Below are 26,153 nucleotides of genomic sequence, written 5' to 3' on the forward strand. Positions count from 1 at the left end.
CGGCGGGTAAATGCTTAAGCGTCCTGCCTAAACGCCGCCGTCATCACATCCTGTGAAAGTCTGCTCCAATGCTCGTCCTTCCTAGACTTCAAGGGTTTTCAATCACGCTGAAAAGATGACAAAATCCTAAAACGAGAACCGTTTTAGGATTTTGTCAACAATCTGGGGCATATACAGTTGTATATGCCTTTATTTTATGATGAAGATGTAAGACGCAGGCCGATGACACCGGCAAGGATAAGGCCAAGACAAATCAGCTGTGAAAGCTGAAACCGTTCCTTAAACCAGATAAAGCCGACTGCAGATACGCCAATGCTGCCAATGCCGGTCCAGACGGCATAAGCGACTCCTGCAGGCAGGATCTGCATCGCTTGTGAAAGGCAGTAAAAGGATAAGCCAAATCCAACAGTCATTACAATGATCGGCCACTTTTTTCTTGTTCCATCTATATATTTCATGGCGACGGCAGCTATAATTTCTTCTATGCCGGCAACGACTAATAAAAACCATGCCATTACGAGTCACCTCCCGACTGTGTTTTGTTTTCTTTCGTGAAGAGCTTCATTCCTAAAATACCAGCCAGCAATAAAGCTAAAAAGAACATTTGCGCTGCTGAGAAGGATTCGCCCAAAACAACGCCGGTGATATATGTTCCGACGGTTCCAATTCCGACAAATACAGTGTACGCCGCGGCCATGGGGATTTTTCGATAAGAGCGGATCAACAGCATAAAGCTGATCGCGATCAAAATCAAAATCATGAGCCAATCCAAAAGCGAATCGGCATGTTTGAGGGAAGAGGCCCAAACCACTTCTAAAAGTCCTGCAATCAAAACAAGCACCCAGTTCAAAATAAACACCTCTCATTTTATGAATGAACGTCAGTCATTTTTATGCCGGTAAAAAATGAGCGGTATGACCAGTCATAATTTACACTGTAGCTAAGCTCCGTTTTAAGAAAGTAAAGATTTCTTTTTTAGTCACTTCAATATTTTCATCTTGTTCAAATCCGATATAGAATCGTTCAGCTGTGTTCTCGACCAAGTTGATAATCGTTCTGGCCGTCCATTTTGCATTGATTCCTTCCGTTAGCTCGCGGCTTTCCATCGCCTGATGGATGACTTTTTCGAGCCAGGAATAATAAGGCTGATAGATTGTCTCCCATTTTTCCATGGAGTGGTCGATCGCAAGCCCGGAGTAACAGAGAACGATAATATCCTTATGGCGTTCGGTAATGAGAAATGTCTCATCAATTAATATATCTAAAACGGTCCAAAAATCCTCGTTTCCATGCAGCCTTCCTTTGATTTGGTCCAGCGTATGGGTGAGAAGATTTTCTGCGATTGCCGGGATGAGGGCATTTTTAGATGAGAAATACAAATAGAACGTTCCTTGGGCAGTGCCGGCCTTTTTGACAATATCTGATATAGACGCCTTGTCGAGACCTTTTTCAGAAATCAAGTCAATGGCAGCCTGCAGAATTTTTTCATATTTGCCTGATATATGTTTTGGCATAAGGAACCCCTCCATTACTGAATGACTTTCATTCATTTTATCGCGGGTTTATTTGTTTGTAAAGAATAAAGAAGCAAGAAAACCTCTTGCTTCTTTATTGATCATAATCAATGGCGGCTTTCGGGAGCCCGGTATACTTTGCCCAGTAGTAAATCGCAATTGAGCCGATGGCGACCAAAATAAGGTCGACGGGATTGCTGATAATGCCTAAACCGTGTCCGAAAGAACCGATGTAGGAAAAGGCCAGCATCATGATATAAAACCCGATCAGCCACCAGGCAGATTTCAGCTGCTGGGCAAGACTGACATCTTCTTGAGGCGCATATTTGCTGAAAAAGAGATAAACCAAAAACATGATGAGCTGTGAACCGATCAGCCAAGAAACGGTCGTCCATCCTGACCAGTACACGATAAAGGCCGTGAAGATAAAGGAAAGCGGCCCGATAATGCCCATTCCTCTTAAATAAAACGGCCTGTTCAAGTTCTTCGCATTCACCCTGAGCGCTGCTGAGCAAATGGGTGCGATCGCATAGGAAAGGATGAGTGCCACAGAACAGACATTGACGAGCGCGTTCCACGAAGGGAAGGGGAGCGTCCAGAAAATCGACATGGCAAACGAAAGCCAGAGTGAAGCGCGTGGTGTTCCCGTTTCTTTATTGACCTTTGAAAATATGCGAAATAATGTGCCGTTCCGCGCCCAGGCGTAAACAAGGCGAGACGTCGTATTCATAAAAATATTCCCGTTTCCACCCGGTGACAAAATAGCGTCTAAAATGACAAGCGTTGCAAGCCAGCCCAAACCGAGCATGACCGCAATATCTTTAAAAGGCAATGAGAACTCCCGTCCGATAGCAGGCCAGCCGTTTTTAAGCGTTTCTGTCGGGATTGCGCCAATAAAAGTGACTTGCAAAACAGTATAAATGATGGTGGAAACGATGATGCAAACGATTAAAGCGATCGGAATGTTGCGTTTTGGATTTCGCACTTCGCCGGCAACAGCCACAATCGGGTGCAGGCCCAGGTACGCAAACATCACGCCCCCTGTGGATATCGCCGCCTGAATACCTGTAAAACCAAACGGCGCAAATCCTTCAACAGATAAATTCTGAGGTTTAAAATGAAAGATCAGCACGATAATGATCGTAATCGGTACAATATATTTAAAAATCGATATGATGAAATTTGCCTTAGCGAAAGTTTTGACACTCCAATAATTCAGGAGAAAAAACAAGCATAGCAAGGCAAACTGCAAGAGCCAGCCTGTAATGGTCGGTGAATCAGAGCCTTCTTTGGTGAGGCCGGGAAACCAATAGGCCACGTATTGCCGGACTGCCGTGACTTCAATCGAAATCAGGCTTGTATAAGCGACAATTGTGACAAATGAAATTAAATAACCGACAAGGTGGCCATGTGAATAAACGGGGTATCGAATGATGCCTCCAGTTCGGGGCAGAGCGGCTCCGAGTTCAGCATACACGAGCCCGATTAACAGAATGATGGCTCCGCCGATGATCCAGGAAAAAGCGCCGGAGGGCCCCGCTTTTGAGGCGACATTGCTGACAGCGAACAGCCACGCTGACCCAAAGATGGCCCCCATCCCAATCAAAATCAGATCAAACAGTGACATTGATTTCTGAAAATTTCCTTGTTTAGACATCCGCTTCCTCCTTTGCAAGCCTTATATTCCTTACAATGCCCAATATGCAGGAGCGAATACCGCTCTCATCAAAAAAACAGATGCAGCACGGGCTGCATCTGTTTTTTATTTATGAATCGTATCCAAATGTTTCACCGTTATATTTTTAAATGAAGCTGTGCCGCCTTCAGAATAAAGGGTAATGCCTTTATCTTCAGGTCTCGGGAACACTTGATTTGAAAAAACGGTTTTTCCGTCGCCGACAAATACTTCTATCGTTGTTTTATCGACGAGAATTTTTAAATGGGTCTTCTGTTTGCTTACATCAAAAGGTGCCTTGCTTTCGACATAGGTATTGCTTTTGTCAGGCTGATTTGCAGCCGCTCTGCTAACATATGCATAGCCGTCTTCGGCGAAAATGCCGACATCAATATGGCGTTTTTGGTCTTCTGACTCTCTCAGCCTGACGCCTGTATTCTTCAGCTCTGACCAAGAAAGATCCATATCAAGCTGATACGTATCAGCAGTGATCGACAGTGTTTTTGATCCGCTCACATCCTGATCCTCTATGTGGTCAGTTGAAACAGTCAGCTGCTCTAAAGCTTCGATCGGCTGTGAGACGAGACTGTATGTGCCGTCCTGCTCATGCAGCCGGAGTTCGCGTATAACAGAATCTGTGCCATTAAACCCATTTTTCATTGTCGGTGTGTTGTTGGCGTAATCCCAATTGTTCATCCAGGCAAGCGCATACCGCTTTTCTAATGGATCTGTGCTTTTGCCGTCTTCGAACGTCACGCCGCCGTACCAGTCAAAGCCGTAGTCAAGCCATTGCGGTTCGGCCTGATCCGCTGTAAATTCTTTTCCGTCAAAGCTTCCAGTCCAGTAAGCGTACGTATTTGGTTTGCCCCATGGTTTACCGTTCGCGCTGGCACCGAGAACCCACTTATTGGTGCCGTCACTTGCCCGCATCATGTAGAGGTCAGGACATTCCACAATGCCCGCCTGCTCTGGGAAAAATCCGCTTGTGTAATGCCAGTTTTTTAGGTTATCGGATTCATAAAAGCCGATTTTTGTCCCTTCCGCCATGGCCATGACCCATTTGTTATCCTGGTCATCCCATATGACTTTCGGGTCTCTGAAGTCGTCTGTGCCGGGATTAGGCATAACGGGGTTATCACGATAGGACTTGAATGATTTTCCTTTGTCTGTGCTGTACCACAAATGTTGCTCCTGTTTTTTGTCTTTGGCAGAAGGCTGTGTCACAATCGCGACCAGCGCATTTTTCCCGAATCCTGCTGTGTTATTTTTATCGATCACAACAGAACCGGACCAAATATCGCCGTCCGGGTTTGTATATTTCGGAATCGCCACGCCTTCATCGGTCCAGTGCAGCAAATCCTCTGAAACGGCATGACGCCATTCTGTGCCGTTTCCGTTTGGATAATCCCGGTTATACAGATAAAAATAATGGTATTGTCCATCAAAATAGATTGGCTTTTGAGGATCATTTTTCCATTTATCCGGCGTCGTAAAATGATAGGCCGCCCGGTAGTCCGGTTTCTGTGTTGATTTTGTTTTTTTGACAGGTTCTTCGTTTGGCAATAAGTCGATAAACAGCAATATTCCTGCAAAGATGAGGAAGACGGTTAGCCATTTGCCTGCTTTTTTATAGTTCATATGGGATTCACCTTTATGATGGAAATAAGAAATAAAAGAAAATGCCAATAGGATATCGGCATTTTCTTTCGCGTTTTTATTTATTAACGGTTAATTGTCCTTGTTCAAGGATGCTGTCTTTTACTACAGATGTTTTCTTGCCTTTGATGTTCAAGAGGAAGCTTGGCGCAAATGTTGCTTGTTTGTCAGCAAAGAAACCTCTGTTTGTCATGTAGCTTGTAATCACGACATTGTTTCCTTTAGCTTGAGGCACAGCGAAGTGTGAGTAAGTAAAGGTCACATCGTTAGGATCAAGATCCATTTTTAACACAAGGCCTGTTTTGTTTAGCGGCTTGTATGGGCCGGTTAAGGAATTAGAAACATAACCAAGCATATAAATGTCATTAGATGTAATGCCGTCGATTGTCATTTTTGATCCGCGGGAGTCAGTGAACAGGTACCATTTGCCATTCATTTTAAAGACATTTGGGCGTTCAATTTCATCTGTAACTGTGTTAGATGCAATCAGCGGTTTCATTACTTTTTTCATTGTGTAGTCATCGTTTAGCTCAATCATGCCGAGTGCGCCGTTTGCTAATTCTGCTGTGCGTTTTTTATCGCTTTGCAGAAGTTTTTTACTTTCTTGACGGAAGAATGATGTGCTTTTGCCGTAGTACGCTTTGTTAAATAAAGATTCTTCGCCTTGGTAACCGTTGTCAGTTCCAGTGTTTGCTTCAAATACTAAGTATTTGCGGCCTTTATCTTCCACGTAGTGCGGATCTCTCAGCGTATGGTTATCACCGGAGCTGTAGTTGCCTTCATCGATGAACTGCTGTACATTTTGATACGTTTTGCCGTCACCGTCAAAGATTGATTTATAATCCTCTACACCGTCGATATTCAGAGAGCTGTCTGACGTTGATACGTTAACCTGTGCAGTTGTCAGTGTTTGTTTGCCGTAATGTTTACCAGAGAAGTCAGTGTAGAACAAACGAATGTGACCGTCAGATGTGAATGTCGCTGAACCAGACCATTCTTGTGTTTGGTCTTTCAGGATGGAATCATTTGCATCGAATTTGTCGCTGTCTTTGAAGACGCGGCCCGCGTTTTTCCAGCTGTCAATAGACGTTTCGCCGACTTTTTGATAGAACATGTAAATCGATGTGTCATCCGCATCTTTAGGGTCTCCCGCTAACGCAAAGACAATGTGGTAGCCGTGATAGTTTGCGACTGTGCCGTCAGCGTTTTGCAATGGCCAGCTGTCCCAAACGTCCAAGCCTTTTGCAGAAGAGATATTTTTAATTGTGGATGGATCGAATTCAGGCACTTGATATTTTTCATTTTTTTGCTGTTCAGGGATTTTCAGCATGTCATGGCGTGTAATATGGGTAATGCCGTACGTTTCCTTATACGGTTTTTGGTTCGCTTCTTTCGCAAACGCTTGAGTCGCGCCTCCTGCCAGCAGTGCAGTTGTAAAGGTTAATGCTGTCGCTTGTTTTGCAAACTTTTTGATGTTCATCGTTCATGTCTCCTTTTTGATGTACTGTGTTAGCGGTTTGCTTCTTCCGGCCCTCCTGTTGAAGATGGCAAGTCAGTTACTTCAATAAAAAAAGACCTAAAATATGTAAGGGTGATGCCAAAGAATACACTTTGCCCTTTACACATTTTAGGTCTTGCCTGCTTTATCAGTAACAAACCTGCGCGATTTACTTTTCGACATCATTCTATTAGACTCTCGTTTAGATTACAACGGGTCTATTTTCCTCTTTTGTTTGATAGAAAATGAAAAAAGACCTTCGTGAATATGAGTCGAATAGACTAACGGGTGTTGCGGAAAGTCAGGGTGATTCTGCATAACAATGTGGTGAAAGCTCTTTTCTTTTCTGGAAGATCGGCTGTTTTAGAGACTGGTTGCCCGGGTCATCAATTGGTCTTTTCGCAACGGTTGAATTCGGGGGCTGCGGCTTTGGCGGTTGCGGAAGCGATTGTGAAACGGATTCAGGATGCAGGCCACTATCACTCTTTCGGAATATGATTTCTTTCATATTTTTCAAATTTTCGAAACTATAGAAGGGGAAATATCGTAGACATTATGGGAGGTGTAAAAATGAAGCGAGAAAAAAGGAAACATCTTGGCACATTATTCTCTGTGTTGGCGGAAAAGCAGCAGTTCAACGGGACGGTTCTGGCCGCGGAGGATGGCGATATTTTATATCATCACTCTTTCGGTTATGCGGAACTGGCGGAAAAACGGCCTTTGCAAACCAGCTCTTTGTTTGAGTTAGCGTCTCTGTCAAAGCCGTTTACAGCTTTGGGGATTATATTGCTCGAGGAGAAAGGATTTCTTGGATATGAAGACAAAGTCGAGCGTTGGCTGCCGGGTTTTCCATATCAGGGCGTCACAATTCGGCATTTATTGAATCATACGTCAGGGCTGCCTGATTATATTGAATGGTTTCTTGCCAATTGGGACAAACACAAGATCGCGGTGAATCAGGATATTGTCGATATGCTGATGAATGAGGGGCTGCCAGGTTATTTTCAGCCGAACGAAGGCTGGCTGTACAGCAACACGGGGTATGTGCTGCTGGCGGTAATCATGGAAAAAGCCTCCGGCATGAGCTATTCTGATTTTATGAAAACACATATGTTCTCACCGCTCGGCATGAATGAAACGAGAGTGTATAATAGGAGGCTTCGGCCTGAGCAGATCGATCATTATGCATATGGATACGTATATGATGTCCATTCTGAAACGTACGTCCTGCCTGATGATCTGGAAGAAACAAACTATGTTGTGTACCTCGATGGCATTCAGGGAGATGGGACGGTGAACGCTGTCACAAGCGATTTGTTTCGGTTTGATCAGGCTTTATATCAGGACAATTTCATCAGTAACGATTCTAAGGAAGCCGCATTTTCGCCGGTGCGCCTGAACAATGGTGAAACGTTCGATTACGGTTTTGGCTGGGTGCTGCAACACAGTCCTGAAAAAGGGCGTATTGTCAGCCACAGCGGTGGATGGCCTGGCTATTCGACGATGATGATCCGATATATAGATCGGCGTAAAACGCTGATCTATCTGAGTAACAAGGAAGAGGAGGCGGAATATGAACAAGCGATTCTGAAGGCTGCGGAACATATTTTATTTGGCCAGCCATATGAGATCCCGCAACGTCCTGCTGATCAAAAGAAAAAAGAAGTTGATCCGGCGATATACAGCCGCTATGTTGGCAGCTATTTGTTTCAGGATGGCACGGCCGCGCGGGTGACAGCCGAGAATGATAAGCTTTATTTGCAGATCACCGGACAGGTGAGGCTTGAATTATTTCCTTCCTCGGAAACCCGTTTCTTTTTGCGGTCATTGTCTGTTGAAATCGAATTTTTGTTAGGCGATGATGCTGCAAAAAGCTTTATTCTCTATGAGGATGGAACAGAAGAAGAAGTTGTCCGCACGAATTAAAAAGAAAGAGAAAGGAATGAACGTGATGATCGGAATATTAGCCGGAATGGGGCCGAAATCGACCTCGCCATTTGTTGATAAGGTGGTTGATTACTGCCAAAAGCTGTATGGGGCTTCACATGATATCGACTTTCCGCACATGATGATTTATTCATGCCCAACCCCATTCTATGCAGATCGCCCCATCGACCATGAGGAGATGAAAAGGGCGATTATCGATGGTGCGGTAAAGCTTGAGAAAACAGGCGTTGATTTTATCGCTCTTCCTTGTAACACGGCACATGTGTATTATGAAGAGATTCAGCAGGCGTTGGCCGTTCCTTTGTTACATATCACCAAGGAAACGGTAAAAGAAATTCCGCACACTGCAAAAAAAGCGGTTGTTTTAGGAACAGAGTCAACCATCCAATCAGGTATCTACCAAAAAGGGCTGAAGGCAAACGGACAAGAAGTTGTTCACAAGGATCATTGGCAGCAGGCTGTAAATCAGCTCATCGCCGCAATCAAACAGCCGAATCATACGGAGCAGACACACGCGTTGTGGCAGAAGCTATACGCTGAAATCAGTCAGCAGGCAGACATTATCATTTCAGCCTGCACGGATTTAAATGCGGTGTTAGATCATATTCAAAGCGAGATTCCGATTATCGATTCCTCCGACTGTCTTGCGAAAAGCACTGTCAGCACATATCTTTCCTATCAAAGGTAACAAGGACTGTCTACGAACAGCCCTTGTTTTTTTATGCTCCTATTGTTTGACAGCTGTACGCAGTAGTGTTAAATTAAACATGTAAATAGTTACATGATTTTTCTGGGATGCGAGGTATGCTGATGAATAAGCCGGTTTTAAAACAATTTGCCTCTTTAGAAATTAAGGTTGATCCGCCCACCACCATTGGTGAGACAGGCCTGGGACTGAGACGGTGGATTCCGATTCGTTCGGGAACCATAACCGGGAAAGTAAAAGGGCGTGTTTTGCCGGGCGGTGCCGATTCACAAATCATTCGCGCTGACGGCAGAACAGATTTGTCTGCCAGATATGTAATCGAAACAGCCGATCATGAACTGATTTATATTCAAAACAATGGAATACGGCAAGTCAGCGAGCCGTTTCGAAAACAAGCCGCAGCCGGAGAAATCATTGATCCGGAGCATGTTTATTTTCGTACGGTGCCGACATTTGAAACAGGCAGTGAAGCTTATCAATGGCTGCATGACCGCTTGTTTATCGGTTCCGCAGAAAGAACCCCTGATTGCGTTCGACTAGACATTTATGAATTACAGTAAAGACTAAGGAGAGTGTGAAAGATGGAAAACTTTATCGGAAGCCACATGATTTACACGTATGAAAATGGATGGGAATACGAGATTTATATTAAAAACGACCATACAATCGATTATAGAATTCATAGCGGAATGGTTGCCGGACGTTGGGTTCGGGATCAGGAAGTCAATATTGTCAAACTGACAGAAGGCGTATATAAAGTGTCTTGGACAGAGCCGACAGGCACAGATGTTTCACTCAACTTTATGCCGAATGAAAAACGCATGCACGGCATTATTTTCTTCCCGAAATGGGTGCATGAACATCCTGAAATTACGGTCTGCTACCAAAATGACCACATTGACTTGATGAAAGAATCCCGCGAGAAATATGAAACGTATCCAAAATACGTTGTGCCTGAATTTGCGGAGATTACATTTCTGAAAAATGAGGGAGCCGACAATGAAGAAGTGATTTCGAAAGCTCCTTATGAAGGAATGACAGACGATATTCGCGCGGGTAAATGATAAAAACAGAAAAACCCGGAAAAGAGAGTTATTTCTCTTTTCCGGGTTTTCTTTTTGCCGAATATGCGGGAACCATTGCAATTCCCGTGAAAAACAGTACGATTCCAGTCCAGCGGATGGGCTGATAATAGGCTGTGTCCCGCCATAATACGACTGCCGAAAAAATGATGATACATGCTGCCACAACGATGAAAGTGCCTGTGTATCCTATTTTTCCCATATTTATTCTCCTTGTGAAGGGAATAGTTTTTGCCTTTTTGCAGATTCAGGATCGTTTTCAATCGTAATCTCTGAATCTAAAATCAGCGTCTTTCTTGCTTCTGCGTCGTACGCAGGCCATTTTACATTTTCAGTGCTTGGGTTTCCTGTTTTGGCGAACGCGATCCATGCTGATTGTATGGTATGAGAAAGCTGTTTCACCTCATCCGTTATCTCCGCTTTTGCCATCTGTTCTAACCCGCCGAGATTTCCGAAAACGAAAGGAAGCTCTAATGCGTGAAACGCTTTATTGTACGGCGGCTTATCCGAGTGCCAGTCGAATCGGTACATCCAAACAGGCGCGTAATGGGACTGGGCGGAGGCATAGGCGACGGCCGGACGCCAAAATAGCAAATCAGTCATCATATGAATTTGGCTTTCAAGTGAACGCGGATACAGATCGGCGGCTTTCTTGGCCAGCGGCTGTCCTAATAAATACTCGAGCGCGGCATCAAGAGTTTCCTGAGAATGTACGTCTGAATCCGGGGTGAAAAATAAATCTCCTTCATCGCGATTTGTTCCGATTAATAGCGGAATGCCGGCCGCAGCACCCTCTTCGATCGCTTTTTCTGGTTCAGCAGGCAGCGTTTTCGGATCAAGGGCGGGCTGGAAAAACAGTTGAAAGATATTTTCATTTTCTGCTTTCCGAAGCCGATCGGCCGCTTTAAGCAAATCTTCCGCTGATAGAGTATGCAATTTGCCCAATTGGCTTTCGTCAATCCCAAGGACTTGTAAAAAGGCGGCCGCGGTGCTTGCCGCTTTCTCTTTCGTCATTGTTCGGGAAGCGCCGCTTTCCATGATCGCTTTCTGGAACAGGCCTTTTGCCGCAGGCATAGCGAGCAGCGCGGCAATGCTCATGCTGCCAGCCGATTCTCCAAAAACTGTTACGTTATCTGGATCACCGCCAAACGCTGAGATATTGTCTCGCACCCATTTCAGTGCGGCGGTTTGGTCCAACAGCCCAAGGTTATCAGAATACGCCTCATCAAACGAAGACAAATGTAAAAATCCAAACGGCCCAAGCCGATAGTTCAGTGTCACGACAATGACGTCTCCCCGCGCGGCAAGGCTTGATCCATCATATAACGGCTCGCTGCCCGCTCCGAGATAAAAAGCGCCCCCGTGAATCCACACCATGACAGGCAGGTTTTGGCTCTGGGTGTCAGGCGCGAAAACATTGACATACAGACAATCCTCAGACTGGCGGGGGGGCTCAGCATATGAAAGAGACAGCAAATCAGACGGCTGCGGGCAAATCGGGCCATAAGCTGTTGCGTCCAGTTTGTCCTCCCACGATTCAGGCGGCTCCGGTGCTTTAAAACGCAACTGTCCGACAGGCGGCTTGGCATAGGGGACGCCTTTCCATATATGTACGCCATTTTCTGTTGTGCCTTTTACTTTCCCGTATCGAGTTGTTACTGTTTTAGACATCGTACTCTCTCCCTTTTTCCCCCATTATAAACAAAATTGCCCTGAGAATGCGAACCTCAGCCCTTAGCCGATATTCATCTTCCCATCGTCTTGAAAAAGGATTTGACTTCCTGCACGGTCAAGCCGATTTCTCTTGCTTCCTCCATCAGCGCCTTCCATTCCTCTATATTGGATTCCGTCAGTTTACGGTTTCGGTAGGAAGCGGTTTCAGGCTGTTCTTTCTTGAGAATGTTCGTAAAAGTGAACAACTCTTCCTTTTCCATCCCGGCTTGTACGGCTTGCACAAGATGCACGCGCCATTCTTCTTCACCGCCGCTGATTTTTTCATACATCATTGTTTCTGCGTCGAATAATTCTGTTAATTCCACTTCCAGCGTGACGGAAATTTTCTTTAAAAATTGAACGGACGGATTTGAATGAACGCCCCTTTCAATCTTGCTTAAATAGGATTTAGATACACCTGACTCAACCGCCAGCTGATTAATAGAATAGCCTTTTCTTTTACGGTATAAACGGATAATTCTTCCAATCATGATATGTAATTCGCCTCTATTCCTGTCGTTATTTCGTTCATTATAAGGAATTATCCGTTCTTTATAAAATTTAAAATAATAAGGGAAGTGCAGTAAATAAGAGGAAAATCATGATTTTGTTCTCTAAAGAGAACTTATTGGCTTATTTTGCAATTTTTAAATAATATCGTTTTCTTTTATAATCCAATCATTAACAGAAAGGGGCGCGGGAAGCCAGCCGCGGGAAGGCTGAAGGCTATGAATACATGAATGAGAATATGAGTTTTAAAGAATTATATGCGATTGTCAGACACAGATTCGTGCTGATTCTGCTCATCACAATCAGCGTTACCGCTATGGCGGGTTTTGTGCAATTTAAGGTCATTTCACCGACCTACCAAGCATCGACACAAGTGCTGATTCATGAATCAGACGGTGATGAAAACTCGAATCTCAGTGACATCCAGCGAAATCTTCAGTACAGCAGCACGTTCCAATCAATTATGAAAAGCAAGGCCTTGATGGAAAAGGTCAAGGCGGAGTTGCACCTTTCTGAATCGGCTTCATCACTGAAAGGCAAAGTGATGACAGGCAGTGAGAATGAATCAGAAATTATCACCGTGTCCGTCCAGGATCACGATCCGGCGAAAGCGGCTGAGATTGCGAACACGCTAGTGAACAAATTTGAAAAAGAAGTAGATGAAAGGATGAACATACAAGGCATACATATTTTGTCAGAGGCGAAGGCTTCTGAAAGCCCGATGATCAAGCCGGCCCGGCTGCGAAACATGGTCATGGCTTTTGGCGCTGCTGTCATGGGCGGCATTACACTGGCATTTTTTCTGCATTTTCTCGATGATACGTGCAAAAGCGCACGCCAGCTCAGCGAGAGAACCGGATTGCCATGCTTAGGCTCCGTCCCTGATGTCCAAAAAGGGCGGAATCGCGGGCTAAAACATTTCGGGGAGTGAAGCGAGTGGTCTTTAGAAAAAAGAAAGCAAGACGAGGTTTGGCTCAAATATCTGTTTTACACAATAAATCAATTGTTGCGGAACAATACCGCACCATTCGGACAAACATTGAGTTTTCATCCGTCCAGACCAACTTGCGGTCTATCCTCGTCACCTCCTCTGTGCCTGGTGAAGGTAAATCGTTCAGTGCGGCGAATCTTGCGGCAGTCTTTGCGCAGCAGCAGGAAAAGAAAGTGCTGCTGGTGGATGCCGATTTAAGAAAGCCGACCATCAATCAGACATTCCAGGTTGAGAATACTACGGGGCTGACAAATGTGCTGGTTGGTAATGCTTCACTCAGTGAGACGGTGCAAAAGACGCCGATTGATAACTTATATGTGCTGACAAGCGGACCAACCCCGCCGAATCCGGCAGAACTGCTGTCTTCAAAAGCGATGGGTGATGTAATATCTGACATTTATGAACAATACAGCCTTGTCATTTTTGATTCCCCTCCGCTCTTGGCGGTTGCGGATGCTCAGATTTTAGCAAACCAGACAGACGGCAGCGTGCTCGTCGTTTTAAGCGGAAAAACGAAAACGGATACTGTCCTGAAAGCGAAGGATGCACTGGAACAATCCAACGCGAAGCTGTTAGGCGCACTTTTAAACAAAAAGAAAATGAAAAAGTCGGAACACTATTCCTACTAAATAGATGATAAAGGTGATGTCTCCTGACCTGTATCAATGGAGGCACTCGGCTCCGCTGTGGGCAGATGAATTTTGCTGCCTTAGATGCTGGTCGTCGCTGGCGGGGCGTGAGGATGGGTTAAATGCCCGCTTATTTAATATATACATAGAATGTGGTGAGTTGTCGGTTTAGCTGCCGCCGATGTTTTGGAGGACGAAAACCGCCGCAGCTAAACCGATAAAAGAATTAGGGGGGAAAAGGTTGAGTTACCGGAGAAGACTTTCAATGATTATTGCGCTGGATACTTATCTCGTTTTACATTCAGTTATTGCAGGATATCAATTTTTAAAAGATTCTTATCAATTTTATGACTCCGGAGCATTATTGCTTACCGCTGTCAGCTTGCTCCTCAGCTATCATGTCTGTGCCTTCCTGTTCCATCAGTATAAACAGGTATGGACATACACCGGAATCGGCGAGCTGATGGTCCTGTTGAAGGGCATCACGCTTTCGGCCGCTGTGACCGGCGTCATTCAGTATGCTGTGTATCATACGATGTTCTTCCGTCTGTTAATCGCGTGCTGGGTGCTGCAGCTTTTGTCCATCGGAGGAACCCGTGTTTTGTCGAGAGTGTTGAAAGAAAGCATCAAAAAGAACCGCAGCGCCTCTTCCCGCGCGCTGATTATCGGGGCGGGCTCAGGAGGGACTCTTATGGTCAGGCAGCTGCTTTCAAAAGATGATCCCGACATCATACCTGTCGCTTTTATTGATGACGATCAAACGAAGCATAAATTAGAAATCATGGGGCTGCCAGTGATCGGCGGAAAAGAAAGTATCATGCCTGCGGTGCAAAGGCTCAAAATTAACTATATTATTATTGCGATTCCTTCACTCCACACCCATGAACTTCAGGTGTTATATAAGGAATGTGTACGAACTGGGGCCACCATCAAAATTATGCCTCACTTTGATGAAATGCTGCTCGGCTCGAGAACTGCCGGGCAAATCAGAGATGTAAAAGCAGAGGATTTGCTCGGCAGAAAGCCGGTAACCCTCGACACAAGCGAAATTTCGAACCGCATTAAAGGAAAAACAGTTCTCGTTACGGGAGCGGGCGGATCAATCGGCTCGGAAATCTGCCGGCAAATCAGCGTGTTTCAGCCTAAGGAAATCATTCTGCTCGGCCATGGAGAAAACAGCATTCATTCGATTTATACAGAGCTGAACGGTCGATTCGGCAAACACATTGTGTTTCATACAGAAATTGCGGATGTGCAGGACCGCGATAAAATGTTTACCTTGATGAAAAAGTACGAGCCGCACGTGGTCTACCATGCAGCTGCCCATAAGCATGTGCCGTTAATGGAGCACAACCCTGAGGAGGCTGTCAAAAACAACATCATTGGAACAAAAAATGTCGCGGAAGCAGCCGATATGTCGGGGACAGAGACATTTGTGCTGATTTCATCAGACAAAGCGGTGAACCCGGCCAATATAATGGGGGCGACAAAACGATTCGCCGAGATGATTATTATGAATCTTGGAAAAGTGAGCAGAACCAAGTTTGTCGCTGTCCGCTTCGGCAATGTGCTCGGGAGCCGCGGCAGCGTTATTCCGATTTTTAAAAAGCAGATTGAAAAAGGCGGTCCGGTAACTGTGACACATCCGGCGATGACCCGCTATTTCATGACGATCCCCGAGGCTTCAAGGCTTGTGATTCAGGCCGGTGCACTGGCGAAAGGGCGCCAGATTTTTGTTCTCGATATGGGAGAGCCTGTAAAGATTGTGGACCTTGCCAAAAACCTCATTCATCTGTCCGGCTATACGACTGAGCAGATTCCAATCGAATTCACAGGCATTCGCCCCGGTGAAAAAATGTATGAGGAATTGCTGAACCAAAATGAAGTACACACTGAACAAATCTTTCCGAAAATTCATATCGGCAAAGCGGTGGATGGCGATTGGCCAGTCCTGATGCGTTTTATCGAGGATTTTCATGAGCTGCCGGAAGACGATCTGAGAGCGAGGCTGTTTGCGGCAATCCATACATCAGACACAATGACGGCTGCCAGTGTTCATTAGGGGGAGTGAAGATGACGAAAAAGATATTGTTTTGCGCGACGGTTGATTATCATTTTAAAGCCTTTCACCTCCCTTACTTTACATGGTTTAAACGAATGGGCTGGGAGGTTCATGTCGCGGCGAGCGGACAAACGAAACTGCCGTATGTGGACGAGAAATTTTCCATTCCGATTCGCAGGTCACCCTTTCATCCGCAAAATCTCGCCGTTTACAGGCAGCTGAAGGAAGTGATCGATACCAATCAATACGACATTGTCCATTGCCATACGCCGGTCGGCGGCGTTCTTGCCAGACTAGCGGCGAGGCAAGCGAGGCGGCACGGAACAAAAGTGCTGTACACCGCGCACGGATTTCACTTCTGCAGCGGAGCACCGATCAAAAATTGGCTTCTTTACTATCCGGTTGAGAAATGGCTCTCGGCCTATACGGACTGTCTGATTACGATCAATGAAGAGGATTACATAAGGGCGAAAGGACTTCAAAGGCCGGGCGGCATGACGCGGAAAATTCATGGCATCGGCGTCAATACAGACCGGTTTCGGCCTGTCAGCCTGCAAGAGAAGCAAAGACTCAGAGAAAAACATGGATTCAGTGAAGACGATTTTATATTGGTTTATCCGGCTGAACTTAATCTCAATAAAAATCAGAAGCTGTTAATTGAAGCCGCAGCCTTGCTGAAAGATAAAATACCGTCGCTTCGTCTTGTTTTTGCCGGAGAAGGGGCGATGGAACAAACCTATCGAACGTTGGCTGAAAAGCTTGGCGCTTCCGGCAATGTCCGCTTTTACGGCTTTTGCCGCGACATTCACGAACTGATTCAGCTTGCAGATCTATCAGTCGCATCCAGCATGAGAGAAGGCCTCGGCATGAATGTGCTTGAGGGGATGGCCGCGGAAAAGCCGGCGATTGCCACGGATAATCGCGGGCACCGGGAAATCATCAGGGACGGAGAAAATGGTTTTCTGATCAAAATCGGCGACAGTGCCGGTTTTGCCAGCCGGATTAAACAGCTTTACCGTACACCGGAACTCTGCAGAAAGCTGGGGCAGGAAGGCCGGAAAACAGCCTTGCGCTTTTCGGAGGCGCGGACGGTGGAAGAAATGGCAGATATTTATTCCGCGTACATGGATATAGATAAAAAGGAGAAAAGCGTATGAACTCAAGACCGAAAGTTTCTGTCATTATGGGCATTTATAATTGTGAACGCACTTTGGCGGAAAGCATCGAATCCGTTCTCAGCCAATCCTACAAACATTGGGAGCTGATTATGTGCGATGATGCGTCAACAGACGGCACGCTTCAAATCGCGAAGCAGTATGCCGCTCATTACAGCGACCGCATCAAGGTGATTCAAAACAAAACAAACAAGCGGCTTGCCGCGTCATTAAATCATTGCCTTTCACATGCCACAGGCGATTATATCGCCCGCCAGGACGGAGACGACCTTTCATTTCCGCGCCGTCTGGAAAAGCAGGTCGCATTCTTAGAGAAGCACCGCCACTATCAGGTGGTTGGCACCGGCATGCTTGTATTTGATGAAAGTGGGACAAGGGGCACACGCATCCTGCCTTCTGTTCCGGAACCGGGCATCATGGCAAAAGGGACCCCGTTTTGCCACGGAACGATTATGATGAGAGCGAGCGCTTACCGTACGCTGAAAGGCTACCGGTCGGTGAGGCGGACGAGACGGATGGAGGATATTGATTTATGGCTTCGCTTTTTTGAAGAGGGCTTCAGAGGCTACAACCTTCAGGAAGCCTTGTATAAAGTAAGGGAAGACAGAGAGGCATTCAACCGGCGGTCATTTGCCTATTCGATAGACAATGCCGTCCTTGTCTATCAGGCATGCAGGCGCTTGAAGCTTCCTTTATCTGATTACCTATATATCGCAAAACCGATAATCCGCGCGTTTATGCCGCCTGCTGTAATGAATCGCTACCACAAAAAAAGAGTGATGAACCAAAAAGAAGGGCTTGTGAAACATGAATAGCATTCCAAAACGCGTGCTTCATGTTCTCAGCGGCATGAACAGGGGCGGCGCGGAGACCATGGTGATGAATTTATACCGAAAAATGGACAGAAGCAAAGTACAATTTGATTTTTTAACATACCGAAATGATCCGTGCGCTTATGATGAAGAAATTTTATCTTTAGGCGGGCGGCTTTTTTATGTCCCGAGCATCGGACAAAGCAATCCCCTTACATTTGTGAGGAATGTAAGACATGTGATAACAGAAAACGGTCCGTTCAACGCCGTGCATGCGCACACGGATTTTCAGACGGGCTTTATCGCCCTTGCGGCAAGGCTAGCCGGAGTGCCGGTCAGGGTCTGCCATTCCCATAATACGTCGTGGAAGACCGGCTTCAATTGGAAGGATCGCCTGCAGCTGATGGCATTCAGGCGGCTGATTTTGGCGAACGCGACAGCACTGTGTGCCTGCGGAGAGGATGCGGGCAGGTTTTTATTCGGACCGTCCAACATGGAGCGGGAGCGTGTTCATCTTCTTCCAAACGGGATTGATCTCGATTTGTTCGCTCCAAATGGGCAAAGGGCTGATGAAGAAAAAACAGCACGCGGCATTGCAGTTGACCGTCTCATTATTGGCCATGTGGCCCGGTTTCATGAAGTGAAAAACCATGCGTTTCTGCTGAAGCTTGCCGCACATCTCAAAGAACGAGGTGTTCGCTTTCAGCTCGTGCTCGCAGGAGACGGGCCGCTGCGCGACAAAATGGAAGAGGAGGCGCGGCGGCGGAACTTGCTTTCAGATGTCCTCTTTTTAGGCACTGAAGAACGCATTCATGAGCTGATGCGCACATTTGATGTGTTTGTCATGCCGTCTCTGTATGAAGGTTTGCCGGTAGTACTGGTGGAAGCGCAGGCATCGGGGCTTCCATGCATCATTTCAGACACCATTACAGAAAAAGTCGATGCCGGTTTGGGACTTGTGACAAGATTGAATCTTTCTGAGCCGATCGGTATTTGGGCTGAAACCATTGCCAGGGCGGCCGCCGCAGGCAGGCCGAAGCGAGAGCTCATCAAAGGAACACTCGCTAAACTTGGCTACGATGCACAGCAAAACGTAGGAGCGCTGCTGCATGTATACAACTTGACCAGCGAAAAAGGACAGTAAACGATGATTGTGTATGCCGTTAATATGGGAATTGTATATATTTGGTCTTGGTTTGCCAAAATGTGCGGCAGCCGTGATGATTCGCTCGCCACGGGGTATCGGCCGAATAAGCTTTTGATCTGGATTCCCCTTGCCTCACTTGTGCTCGTGTCGGGTCTCCGTTACAGAGTCGGCACGGATTTTCAGACCTACACACTGCTGTACGAATTGGCGGGCGATTATCAAAATGTGTGGCAGATATTCGGTTTCGGCACAGCGAAAACGGCGACTGATCCAGGCTTTACCACACTCCTTTGGCTGATGAATTTCATCACGGAAGATCCGCAAATCATGTATATCACGGTTGCGGCCGTGACCTACAGCTTGGTTATGAAGACACTCGCCGACTACGGAAGGCCGTTTGAGCTGAGTGTCTTTTTATTTTTAGGAACCTTCCATTATTACGCGTCTTTTAACGGCATCAGGCAATACATGGTGGCAGCCGTTTTATTTTGGGCAATCCGTTATATCATCAGCGGGAACTGGAAGCGGTATTTTCTGATCGTGCTGATCAGCTCGCTCTTTCATTCCTCGGCGCTGATTATGATTCCAGTGTATTTTATTGTCAGGAGAAAAGCCTGGTCGCCTGCCATATACGGCCTATCCGTTTTATTTCTTGGCATGACGTTTTTATATCAAAAATTCATTTCCGTGTTTGTCGTTGTGCTAGAAAACAGCTCATACAGCCATTATGAGAAATGGCTGATGACGAATACAAATGGAATGAATGTGATCAAAATCGCTGTCCTGATTCTGCCCCTGTTTCTCGCTTTTTGCTACAGGGCGCGCCTGCGGAAGCTGTGGCCGCAAATCGACATCGTCGTCAATTTGTGCCTGCTCGGCTTTTTGTTCGGGCTTTTGGCCACAAAGGATGTGATCTTTGCCAGATTCAATATTTATTTCGGCTTGTATCAAATCATCTTAGTCCCTTATTTCGTCAGGATATTTGATGAAAAATCGAATGCCCTTATCTATATCGCGATCGTTGTTTGTTATTTTCTTTACAGTTATTTGCTTATGCCGGTTGATTCGTCCGTTCTGCCTTACAGAACGATTTTTTCCCGGTAATTTATGCAAGAGGAGCCGGTCATTATGGAAACACCTGCGGTTAGTCTGTTAGTCGCTGTTTATAACACAGAAACATATATCAGAACGTGTCTTGAATCACTGCGGAACCAGACTTTGGACAACATTGAAGTCATCATCGTCAATGACGGTTCGGCAGACGCCAGCCCGGACATCGCGGAGGAATACGCCAAAAAGGATCTCAGGTTCAAAGTGATTCATCAGGAAAACCAAGGCCTCGGCGCGGTTCGGAATAAAGGCATCGAGGCGGCACGCGGCGAGTTTCTCGCATTTATCGATTCGGACGATTGGATCGAGCCTGATTATTGCGAGCGGATGCTCCAAGCAGCGAGCGATGAAACTGATCTTGTCATTTGCAATTACGCCGCCGAATTTGAGGACACTGGAAAAACAATGATCTCTGACATTGCGGAAACCTATCAGGACCAGCCGAAGGCACACTATATCAAGGCGCTATTCGAAGGGAAGGTCAGAGGGTTTTCATGGAACAAACTGTACAGGAGAAGCATGATTAAAGCACATCGGCTGTCGTTTCCGCTCCGTGGCGAGCTGGAGCATGTCGAGGATCAGTTTTTTAGCTTCAGGGCTCATTTCTTCGCCCGTTCGATAACCTATGTGAAAGCGCCGCTCTACCATTACCGAATTCACCTATCATCCATCGTGCAGCGCTATCAGAAAAAACTGTTTGAATCAGGACTTGCGCTGTACGAGGCGAATGCGGCGTTTTTACAGGAAAACAACAAATCTGAGGAGTACCAAAAGGAGCTTGATACCTTTATCGTGCTTCACAGCAGCATCTGTATGCTGAATGAATGGAAAACCAGCGGCAGCCGCCGGCTGTTTGAAAAACTTAGAAATGTCGGCGTGATTTGCGCAGATCCAGTGTTCCGGGAGAGCCTCTCAAAAACGGGAACCGCGCCTTTTGACGCAAAACGGTCATGCCTGCTTCTGATGGCAAAATACAGAATGATTCCGTTCGTCGCTATGGCGTCAGCCGTGTATCAGCGGGTGATCGAGTACAAAATGAGAAACAGAGGGTGAGGACATGTCGTTACAATCGTTGAAAATCAATCTTGCAGAATGGCTGCTGCTTAAGGTCAAGTACCCGTCCCAATATTGGCTGGGTACGGCTGATCAGCCGGTAAAGGCCCCATCGAATCAGAAAAAAATCATACTGACCCTGCTGCCGTCCCATGACAATTTGGGGGATCACGCGATTGCTTATGCCAGCAAGGCATTTCTTGAACGGGAATACCCTGATTTTGACATCGTTGAGGTCGATATGAAGGACATGTACAAATCAGCAAAAGCGCTGCTCCGATCGCGCCATCCGGAGGATATGGTCTTTATCATCGGCGGCGGAAACATGGGTGATTTATACCGCTATGAGGAGTGGACGCGCCGCTTTATCATTAAAACATTTCACGACTACCGAGTTGTCCAGCTGCCGGCAACGGCTCATTTTTCTGACACGAAAAAGGGGCGCAAAGAGCTGAAACGGGCTCAGAAAATTTATAACGCGCACCCCGGCCTGTTGCTGATGGCGCGTGATGAAACAACGTATCAATTCATGAAACAGCATTTTCAAGAAAAAACGATTTTGAAGCAGCCGGACATGGTGCTGTATTTAGACAAAAGCAAGACCCCCGCAGAGCGCGACGGGGTTTATATGTGTTTGCGCGAGGATCAGGAAAGCGTGTTTAAAGAAGATGAGAGAAGCAAGGTGAAGGCAGCGCTTTTTGAAGAATTCGGCGACATTAAAGCTTTTACGACAACAATTGGACGCCGGGTCGGCCGCGATTCCCGGGAGAAGGAGCTTGAAGCGCTGTGGTCTAAGCTGCAAAGCGCAGAAGCCGTTGTCACTGACAGGCTTCATGGCATGATTTTTTGCGCGCTGACAGGAACGCCGTGTGTCGTCATCCGCTCCTTTGACCACAAGGTGATGGAAGGCTATCAATGGCTCAAAGACATCCCTTACATGACGCTGATTGAACATCCGGACCCTAAACGCGTGACAGCCTCAGTAAAAGAGCTGTTAACAAAAGAAACAACACGCGGCGGCTTTCCAAGAGATTTATATTTTAAAGGGCTGCGTGACAAAATCAGCGGTGAAGCGCAATGACCCCGCTCGTCAGCATTGTTGTCCCGATGTATAACGTTGAGCCATTTATAGAAGCGTGCATTGATTCACTGCTTCGCCAAACGCTTTCTGATATGGAAGTCATCCTTGTGAATGACGGATCGCCGGATCGTTCTGGCGAGATTGCAGAGGATTATGCAAAACGTGATGCGAGAATCCGGGTCATTCATCAGAATAACGGCGGGTTGAGTTCGGCACGAAATACGGGAATAGAGGCCGCGCGGGGGACGTTCATCGGCTTTGTGGACGGAGACGATTATGTATCTTCCGCCATGTTCCGAAAACTGATAGAAGAAGCGATGGAGAACCGGCTCGACATCGTTGGCTGCGGTTTTTACAAGCAGTCAGCGGACAGTCGGACATATGTGCCTCCGCAGCTTGACACAAACCGCGTACTGACAAAACCGGAAATCGCTGAACAGCTTACATATGCTCACGAAACGAGGTTTATCTGGTATGTATGGCGTTATGTGTATCGCCGTGAGCTTTTGGAGAGAGCGAATCTGATGTTTGATGAAGACATCCGTTTCGCTGAAGACTCTCCCTTCAATTTGTCTGCTTTTTGCGAAGCGGAGCGGGTGAAAATGCTGGATGAAGGCTTGTACGTCTATCGCGAAAACCCGAACAGCCTGACAGAAGTCCCTTATAAGCCGGCGATGGATGAACACATTCAAAAGCAATATCAGGCGAAAATCGCATTCTACAATCGTTACGGTTTAGCAGGCGCATGCATAGAAGATTTGAATGTGTACATTTGCAAGCACCAGCTTCCGATGCTTCTGGCAAACGCTTGTGCTTCACCGAACCCGCCGAAAGTGATCAAAAAGCAGATCAAACACATTTTATCCTATGACATGGTGCGGCAGGCCATCAGACATACGCCGGTTCAGCATGAGAAATTATTACGAGGCGAGCGTTTGATATTAGGCTTGTCCAAATTGCGGCTTACATTTCTCATCAAGCTGTTTTTCGAGCAGCGGGGAGCGATGAAAGGCAGTGCGAAGCAGGCATGAAATTCACGATCAACCTCAGTGCGAATCTCACGGCTTTTCTCTTGTCCGTTTTCCTTTCGGTCTGGATGACGCCTTTTATTGTCAAAACGCTTGGTGTGGAAGCGTTCGGTTTTGTTCATTTGACGCAAAATGTGATCAATTACTTTTCGATCATCACCGTCGCGCTAAGCTCGGTTGTCGTGCGTTTTTTTTCTGTCGCCGCACATAGGGGAGAGCGGGATAAAGCAAATGCGTATATCAGCAATTATTTGGCGGCGTCTGTATTGATTTCGTTGCTTCTGTTGCTGCCTCTTGCGGGGTCGGCTTTCTTAATTGACCGGGTCATGAACGTGCCGCAGGCGCTTTTGGCTGATGTACGTCTGTCGATTTTAATCGGCAGCCTGCTGTTCATTTTGACATTTCTGATGGCGGGTTTCGGCGCTGCGCCATTTTATGCCAACCGCCTTTACATCACGAGCTCCATTCAGGCGGTGCAAATGCTTGTACGCGTGCTGTCTGTCCTGCTTCTGTTCGGATGCTTTGCGCCGAAAATCTGGCAGATCCAGCTTGCCGCTTTAGCTGGTGCTGTCATCGCGTCTGTGCTTTCTTTCTTTTTCTTCAAAAAACTGATTCCATGGTTCTCGTTTCGTATGAAGGATCTTTCTTTCCGCATAAGCAAGGAGCTATTTCAGGCGGGCGCATGGAGCTCCGTCAATCAAATCGGCGTCCTGCTTTTTTTGCAGATTGATCTATTAACCGCCAATTTGGTGCTGGGAGCATCCGAAGCCGGAAAATACGCGGCGATTATCCAGTTTCCGCTGCTGCTGCGCAGCTTGGCTGGAACGGTCGCATCCCTGTTTGCGCCTCTTATCACTTCGTTTTATTCAGAAGGCGATATGGACGGATTGGTGAGTTACGCCAATAAGGCGGTGAGGCTGAACGGCCTTCTGCTTGCGCTTCCGGCTGCCTTATTGGGCGGGCTGGCGGGGCCTTTTCTGACGATCTGGCTCGGACCGTCCTTTTCGTCTATCGCGCCGATTTTATATATTCATGCCGGATATTTGGTCGTAAGCCTCGCCTTTATGCCGCTGTTTTATATCTGGACCGCCTTTAATAAGCAAAAAACGCCGGCGATCGTTACCCTGCTGTTAGGCGCGGTGAATGTGGTGCTGGCCGTCACGCTGAGCGGGCCTGCACATCTCGGTTTGTACGGCATAACATTGGCCGGGGCGATTTCCCTTATTTTGAAAAATGCCATCTTTACGCCGCTTTATGTATCACGCATGACCGGCTATAAAAAGCACGTGCTCTTTAAAGGACTTATCGGGCCTCTTTCAGCGGCTGTGTTTGCCTGGGCGGTTTGTGTGGCAATCCAGTTCATGGTGAAAATTGATGGCTGGACATCACTGATAGCGGCGGGAATGACAGTCAGCTGCTGCTACGCCGTTTTCGCTTTTATGTTCGTTTGTACAAAAGAGGAAAGACAGCTGGTGCTAAAACGGATTCGAAAAACGAAAGGAGCTGTGAATCTTTGATCCTGAAACGACTTTTTGATTTGACGGCCGCCATTGTTTTATTGTGCTGTACGAGTGCCATCATACTGCTCGCTATCGCCGTTGTCAGGCTGAAAATAGGATCACCCGTCTTCTTTAAGCAAGTAAGGCCGGGCCTGAACGGCAAGCCGTTCACCCTTTATAAATTCCGAACGATGACAGATGAACGGGATAGTGAAGGACATCTGCTGCCTGATGAAGTCCGGCTGACGAAAACGGGCAGGCTGATCAGAAAGCTGAGCATCGATGAGCTTCCGCAGCTGCTGAATGTCCTAAAAGGCGATCTCAGCCTTGTCGGCCCGCGGCCGCTTTTGATGGACTATCTGCCTCTTTATACAGAAAAGCAGGCACGGCGCCATGAGGTGAAGCCGGGAATTACAGGCTGGGCGCAAATCAACGGCAGAAACGCGATTTCCTGGGAAAAGAAATTTGAATTAGATGTTTGGTACGTTGACAACCGATCATTTTTTCTCGATATGAAAATTTTATGTTTGACCGTGCGAAAGGTGCTTGTGTCAGAAGGGATTCAGCAAACCAATCATGTGACCGCGGAACGGTTTACAGGAAGCGGAGATGTGTCCTCATGAGAAACGTTGCCATTGTGGGTGACGGCGGGCACGGAAAGGTGATCAGAGAGCTGATAAACGCCCGGTCAGACACGTGCTTAGCCGCGGTGCTGGATGATAAATTCCGAACGTTTGAAGCCGGAAAAGAATGGTATACAGGCCCGCCGGAAGCCGTTTCTGAAGTGCGCAGGCTTATTCCCGATGTGTTGTTTCTGATCGCCATCGGAAACAACAGTATCAGAAAACAGCAGGCGGAGCGGCTGGGACTGAATAAAGAAGATTTCATTACATTGATTCACCCGTCAGCCATCGTCAGCAAGTCCGCTGTCATCGGGGAAGGGACCGTGATTATGGCGGGCGCGATCATTCAGGCGGATGTGCGGATCGGCGCCCATTGCATCATCAATACAGGCGCGGTGGCAGAACACGACAATCACATCAGCGATTTTGTTCATCTTTCTCCGCGTGTCACACTGTCAGGAGCGGTCGCCGTTCAAGAAGGCGCTCACGTCGGAACCGGCGCGGCCGTCATACCGCAGCTCACAATCGGGTCTTGGAGCATTGTCGGCGCCGGCTCCGCGGTAATCCGTTCCATACCGGACAGGGTAACGGCGGCCGGTGCCCCGGCGCGCATTATTTCTCCCATTCAAACCTAAAACAAAG

26 protein-coding genes are annotated in these 26,153 nt (G+C 46.9%); 17 read left to right on the plus strand and 9 right to left on the minus strand.

What is annotated here, in order from left to right:
- Positions 1 to 194 precede the first annotated feature (194 nt).
- From SC79_RS13045 to sacB, 6 genes are all read right to left on the minus strand, one after another.
- The gene (locus SC79_RS13045; protein ID WP_010328691.1) at positions 195 to 515 is read right to left on the minus strand and encodes a DMT family transporter; all 321 of its coding nucleotides are present in this window, start codon (positions 513 to 515) and stop codon (positions 195 to 197) included.
- Positions 515 to 850 carry a DMT family transporter gene (locus SC79_RS13050; protein WP_039075417.1) on the minus strand — a complete coding sequence of 112 codons (336 nt, stop codon included), beginning with the start codon at positions 848 to 850 and terminating at the stop codon, positions 515 to 517. The genes SC79_RS13045 and SC79_RS13050 overlap by 1 nt, the downstream gene beginning before the upstream one ends.
- A gap of 79 nt (positions 851 to 929) precedes the next feature.
- Positions 930 to 1,514, minus strand: coding sequence for a TetR family transcriptional regulator (locus SC79_RS13055; RefSeq protein ID WP_039075418.1), 585 nt, complete (start codon positions 1,512 to 1,514; stop codon positions 930 to 932).
- A gap of 94 nt (positions 1,515 to 1,608) precedes the next feature.
- Positions 1,609 to 3,171 (minus strand): aspartate/proton symporter AspP, encoded by a 1,563-nt coding sequence (aspP, locus tag SC79_RS13060; RefSeq protein WP_039075419.1) that lies wholly within the window; start codon positions 3,169 to 3,171, stop codon positions 1,609 to 1,611.
- 105 nt (positions 3,172 to 3,276) lie between these two features.
- On the minus strand, positions 3,277 to 4,827 hold the full coding sequence (locus SC79_RS13065) for a glycoside hydrolase family 32 protein (protein WP_039075420.1): 1,551 nt from the start codon (positions 4,825 to 4,827) through the stop codon (positions 3,277 to 3,279).
- Positions 4,828 to 4,903: 76 nt separating this feature from the next.
- Positions 4,904 to 6,325, minus strand: coding sequence for a levansucrase (sacB, locus tag SC79_RS13070; protein ID WP_039075421.1), 1,422 nt, complete (start codon positions 6,323 to 6,325; stop codon positions 4,904 to 4,906).
- Between the two features lie 588 nt (positions 6,326 to 6,913).
- On the opposite strand from sacB, the gene SC79_RS13080 reads away from it, so the two are divergent.
- From SC79_RS13080 to padC, 4 genes are all read left to right on the plus strand, one after another.
- Positions 6,914 to 8,269: a serine hydrolase gene (locus SC79_RS13080; protein WP_039075423.1), complete on the plus strand. Its 1,356-nt coding sequence runs from the start codon at positions 6,914 to 6,916 to the stop codon at positions 8,267 to 8,269.
- Positions 8,270 to 8,294: 25 nt separating this feature from the next.
- Positions 8,295 to 8,978, plus strand: coding sequence for an aspartate/glutamate racemase family protein (locus SC79_RS13085; protein ID WP_039075695.1), 684 nt, complete (start codon positions 8,295 to 8,297; stop codon positions 8,976 to 8,978).
- Between the two features lie 122 nt (positions 8,979 to 9,100).
- Positions 9,101 to 9,556 (plus strand): DUF3237 domain-containing protein, encoded by a 456-nt coding sequence (locus SC79_RS13090; RefSeq protein WP_039075696.1) that lies wholly within the window; start codon positions 9,101 to 9,103, stop codon positions 9,554 to 9,556.
- A gap of 21 nt (positions 9,557 to 9,577) precedes the next feature.
- Entirely contained in the window at positions 9,578 to 10,060 is a 483-nt protein-coding gene (padC, locus tag SC79_RS13095) for a phenolic acid decarboxylase (RefSeq protein WP_010328682.1), read from the plus strand.
- A 28-nt stretch (positions 10,061 to 10,088) separates the two neighbouring features.
- Here padC and SC79_RS13100 read toward each other — a convergent pair whose 3' ends face one another.
- From SC79_RS13100 to slrR, 3 genes are all read right to left on the minus strand, one after another.
- The gene (locus SC79_RS13100) at positions 10,089 to 10,280 is read right to left on the minus strand and encodes a hypothetical protein (RefSeq protein ID WP_010328681.1); all 192 of its coding nucleotides are present in this window, start codon (positions 10,278 to 10,280) and stop codon (positions 10,089 to 10,091) included.
- 2 nt (positions 10,281 to 10,282) lie between these two features.
- A complete protein-coding gene (locus tag SC79_RS13105; protein ID WP_039075424.1) occupies positions 10,283 to 11,749 on the minus strand; it encodes a carboxylesterase/lipase family protein in 1,467 nt (488 codons plus the stop codon).
- Between the two features lie 74 nt (positions 11,750 to 11,823).
- Positions 11,824 to 12,282, minus strand: a complete 459-nt coding sequence (slrR, locus tag SC79_RS13110) for an HTH-type transcriptional regulator SlrR (RefSeq protein ID WP_039075425.1) — start codon at positions 12,280 to 12,282, stop codon at positions 11,824 to 11,826.
- A 245-nt stretch (positions 12,283 to 12,527) separates the two neighbouring features.
- Here slrR and SC79_RS13115 point away from each other — a divergent pair, with 245 nt between their 5' ends.
- The 13 genes from SC79_RS13115 to SC79_RS13175 all read left to right on the plus strand — a co-directional run bounded on the left by SC79_RS13115 (position 12,528) and on the right by SC79_RS13175 (position 26,146).
- A complete protein-coding gene (locus SC79_RS13115; RefSeq protein WP_039075426.1) occupies positions 12,528 to 13,232 on the plus strand; it encodes a YveK family protein in 705 nt (234 codons plus the stop codon).
- 5 nt (positions 13,233 to 13,237) lie between these two features.
- Positions 13,238 to 13,921, plus strand: coding sequence for a protein tyrosine kinase EpsB (gene epsB / locus SC79_RS13120; RefSeq protein WP_039075427.1), 684 nt, complete (start codon positions 13,238 to 13,240; stop codon positions 13,919 to 13,921).
- A gap of 241 nt (positions 13,922 to 14,162) precedes the next feature.
- Positions 14,163 to 15,983: a polysaccharide biosynthesis protein gene (locus SC79_RS13125; protein ID WP_180298687.1), complete on the plus strand. Its 1,821-nt coding sequence runs from the start codon at positions 14,163 to 14,165 to the stop codon at positions 15,981 to 15,983.
- An 11-nt stretch (positions 15,984 to 15,994) separates the two neighbouring features.
- Entirely contained in the window at positions 15,995 to 17,140 is a 1,146-nt protein-coding gene (locus SC79_RS13130; RefSeq protein WP_039075428.1) for a glycosyltransferase family 4 protein, read from the plus strand.
- On the plus strand, positions 17,137 to 17,973 hold the full coding sequence (locus SC79_RS13135) for a glycosyltransferase family 2 protein (RefSeq protein WP_039075429.1): 837 nt from the start codon (positions 17,137 to 17,139) through the stop codon (positions 17,971 to 17,973). The genes SC79_RS13130 and SC79_RS13135 overlap by 4 nt, the downstream gene beginning before the upstream one ends.
- Entirely contained in the window at positions 17,966 to 19,114 is a 1,149-nt protein-coding gene (locus SC79_RS13140; protein WP_039075430.1) for a glycosyltransferase family 1 protein, read from the plus strand. Before SC79_RS13135 ends, SC79_RS13140 begins: the two co-directional genes overlap by 8 nt.
- Before the next feature lie 3 nt (positions 19,115 to 19,117).
- A complete protein-coding gene (gene epsG / locus SC79_RS13145) occupies positions 19,118 to 20,221 on the plus strand; it encodes a biofilm exopolysaccharide biosynthesis protein EpsG (protein WP_039075431.1) in 1,104 nt (367 codons plus the stop codon).
- Positions 20,222 to 20,245: 24 nt separating this feature from the next.
- Positions 20,246 to 21,280 (plus strand): glycosyltransferase family 2 protein, encoded by a 1,035-nt coding sequence (locus tag SC79_RS13150; protein ID WP_039075432.1) that lies wholly within the window; start codon positions 20,246 to 20,248, stop codon positions 21,278 to 21,280.
- A gap of 4 nt (positions 21,281 to 21,284) precedes the next feature.
- A complete protein-coding gene (locus tag SC79_RS13155) occupies positions 21,285 to 22,361 on the plus strand; it encodes a polysaccharide pyruvyl transferase family protein (RefSeq protein WP_039075433.1) in 1,077 nt (358 codons plus the stop codon).
- Positions 22,358 to 23,392: a glycosyltransferase gene (locus tag SC79_RS13160; protein WP_039075434.1), complete on the plus strand. Its 1,035-nt coding sequence runs from the start codon at positions 22,358 to 22,360 to the stop codon at positions 23,390 to 23,392. Before SC79_RS13155 ends, SC79_RS13160 begins: the two co-directional genes overlap by 4 nt.
- Entirely contained in the window at positions 23,389 to 24,906 is a 1,518-nt protein-coding gene (locus SC79_RS13165; RefSeq protein WP_039075435.1) for an MATE family efflux transporter, read from the plus strand. The genes SC79_RS13160 and SC79_RS13165 overlap by 4 nt, the downstream gene beginning before the upstream one ends.
- Complete coding sequence (locus SC79_RS13170) at positions 24,903 to 25,511, plus strand: sugar transferase (RefSeq protein WP_039075436.1); 609 nt, start codon at positions 24,903 to 24,905, stop codon at positions 25,509 to 25,511. The genes SC79_RS13165 and SC79_RS13170 overlap by 4 nt, the downstream gene beginning before the upstream one ends.
- The gene (locus SC79_RS13175) at positions 25,508 to 26,146 is read left to right on the plus strand and encodes an acetyltransferase (RefSeq protein WP_039075437.1); all 639 of its coding nucleotides are present in this window, start codon (positions 25,508 to 25,510) and stop codon (positions 26,144 to 26,146) included. Before SC79_RS13170 ends, SC79_RS13175 begins: the two co-directional genes overlap by 4 nt.
- The last annotated feature ends 7 nt before the right edge of the window (positions 26,147 to 26,153 follow it).

This window comes from Bacillus sp. MSP13, assembly GCF_000815295.1.
Lineage (GTDB): Bacteria > Bacillota > Bacilli > Bacillales > Bacillaceae > Bacillus > Bacillus vallismortis.

Coding starts and splice junctions, on each gene's coding strand:
- epsG (WP_039075431.1), top strand. CDS start 19,118: ATGATTGTGTATGCCGTTAATATGGGAATTGTATATATTTGGTCTTGG.
- SC79_RS13105 (WP_039075424.1), bottom strand. CDS start 11,749: ATGTCTAAAACAGTAACAACTCGATACGGGAAAGTAAAAGGCACAACA.
- sacB (WP_039075421.1), bottom strand. CDS start 6,325: ATGAACATCAAAAAGTTTGCAAAACAAGCGACAGCATTAACCTTTACA.
- SC79_RS13150 (WP_039075432.1), top strand. CDS start 20,246: ATGGAAACACCTGCGGTTAGTCTGTTAGTCGCTGTTTATAACACAGAA.
- SC79_RS13135 (WP_039075429.1), top strand. CDS start 17,137: ATGAACTCAAGACCGAAAGTTTCTGTCATTATGGGCATTTATAATTGT.
- aspP (WP_039075419.1), bottom strand. CDS start 3,171: ATGTCTAAACAAGGAAATTTTCAGAAATCAATGTCACTGTTTGATCTG.
- SC79_RS13140 (WP_039075430.1), top strand. CDS start 17,966: ATGAATAGCATTCCAAAACGCGTGCTTCATGTTCTCAGCGGCATGAAC.
- SC79_RS13160 (WP_039075434.1), top strand. CDS start 22,358: ATGACCCCGCTCGTCAGCATTGTTGTCCCGATGTATAACGTTGAGCCA.
- padC (WP_010328682.1), top strand. CDS start 9,578: ATGGAAAACTTTATCGGAAGCCACATGATTTACACGTATGAAAATGGA.
- SC79_RS13045 (WP_010328691.1), bottom strand. CDS start 515: ATGGCATGGTTTTTATTAGTCGTTGCCGGCATAGAAGAAATTATAGCT.
- SC79_RS13065 (WP_039075420.1), bottom strand. CDS start 4,827: ATGAACTATAAAAAAGCAGGCAAATGGCTAACCGTCTTCCTCATCTTT.
- SC79_RS13090 (WP_039075696.1), top strand. CDS start 9,101: ATGAATAAGCCGGTTTTAAAACAATTTGCCTCTTTAGAAATTAAGGTT.
- SC79_RS13165 (WP_039075435.1), top strand. CDS start 23,389: ATGAAATTCACGATCAACCTCAGTGCGAATCTCACGGCTTTTCTCTTG.
- SC79_RS13085 (WP_039075695.1), top strand. CDS start 8,295: ATGATCGGAATATTAGCCGGAATGGGGCCGAAATCGACCTCGCCATTT.
- SC79_RS13080 (WP_039075423.1), top strand. CDS start 6,914: ATGAAGCGAGAAAAAAGGAAACATCTTGGCACATTATTCTCTGTGTTG.
- SC79_RS13130 (WP_039075428.1), top strand. CDS start 15,995: ATGACGAAAAAGATATTGTTTTGCGCGACGGTTGATTATCATTTTAAA.
- SC79_RS13115 (WP_039075426.1), top strand. CDS start 12,528: ATGAATGAGAATATGAGTTTTAAAGAATTATATGCGATTGTCAGACAC.
- SC79_RS13055 (WP_039075418.1), bottom strand. CDS start 1,514: ATGCCAAAACATATATCAGGCAAATATGAAAAAATTCTGCAGGCTGCC.
- SC79_RS13155 (WP_039075433.1), top strand. CDS start 21,285: ATGTCGTTACAATCGTTGAAAATCAATCTTGCAGAATGGCTGCTGCTT.
- slrR (WP_039075425.1), bottom strand. CDS start 12,282: ATGATTGGAAGAATTATCCGTTTATACCGTAAAAGAAAAGGCTATTCT.
- SC79_RS13100 (WP_010328681.1), bottom strand. CDS start 10,280: ATGGGAAAAATAGGATACACAGGCACTTTCATCGTTGTGGCAGCATGT.
- SC79_RS13175 (WP_039075437.1), top strand. CDS start 25,508: ATGAGAAACGTTGCCATTGTGGGTGACGGCGGGCACGGAAAGGTGATC.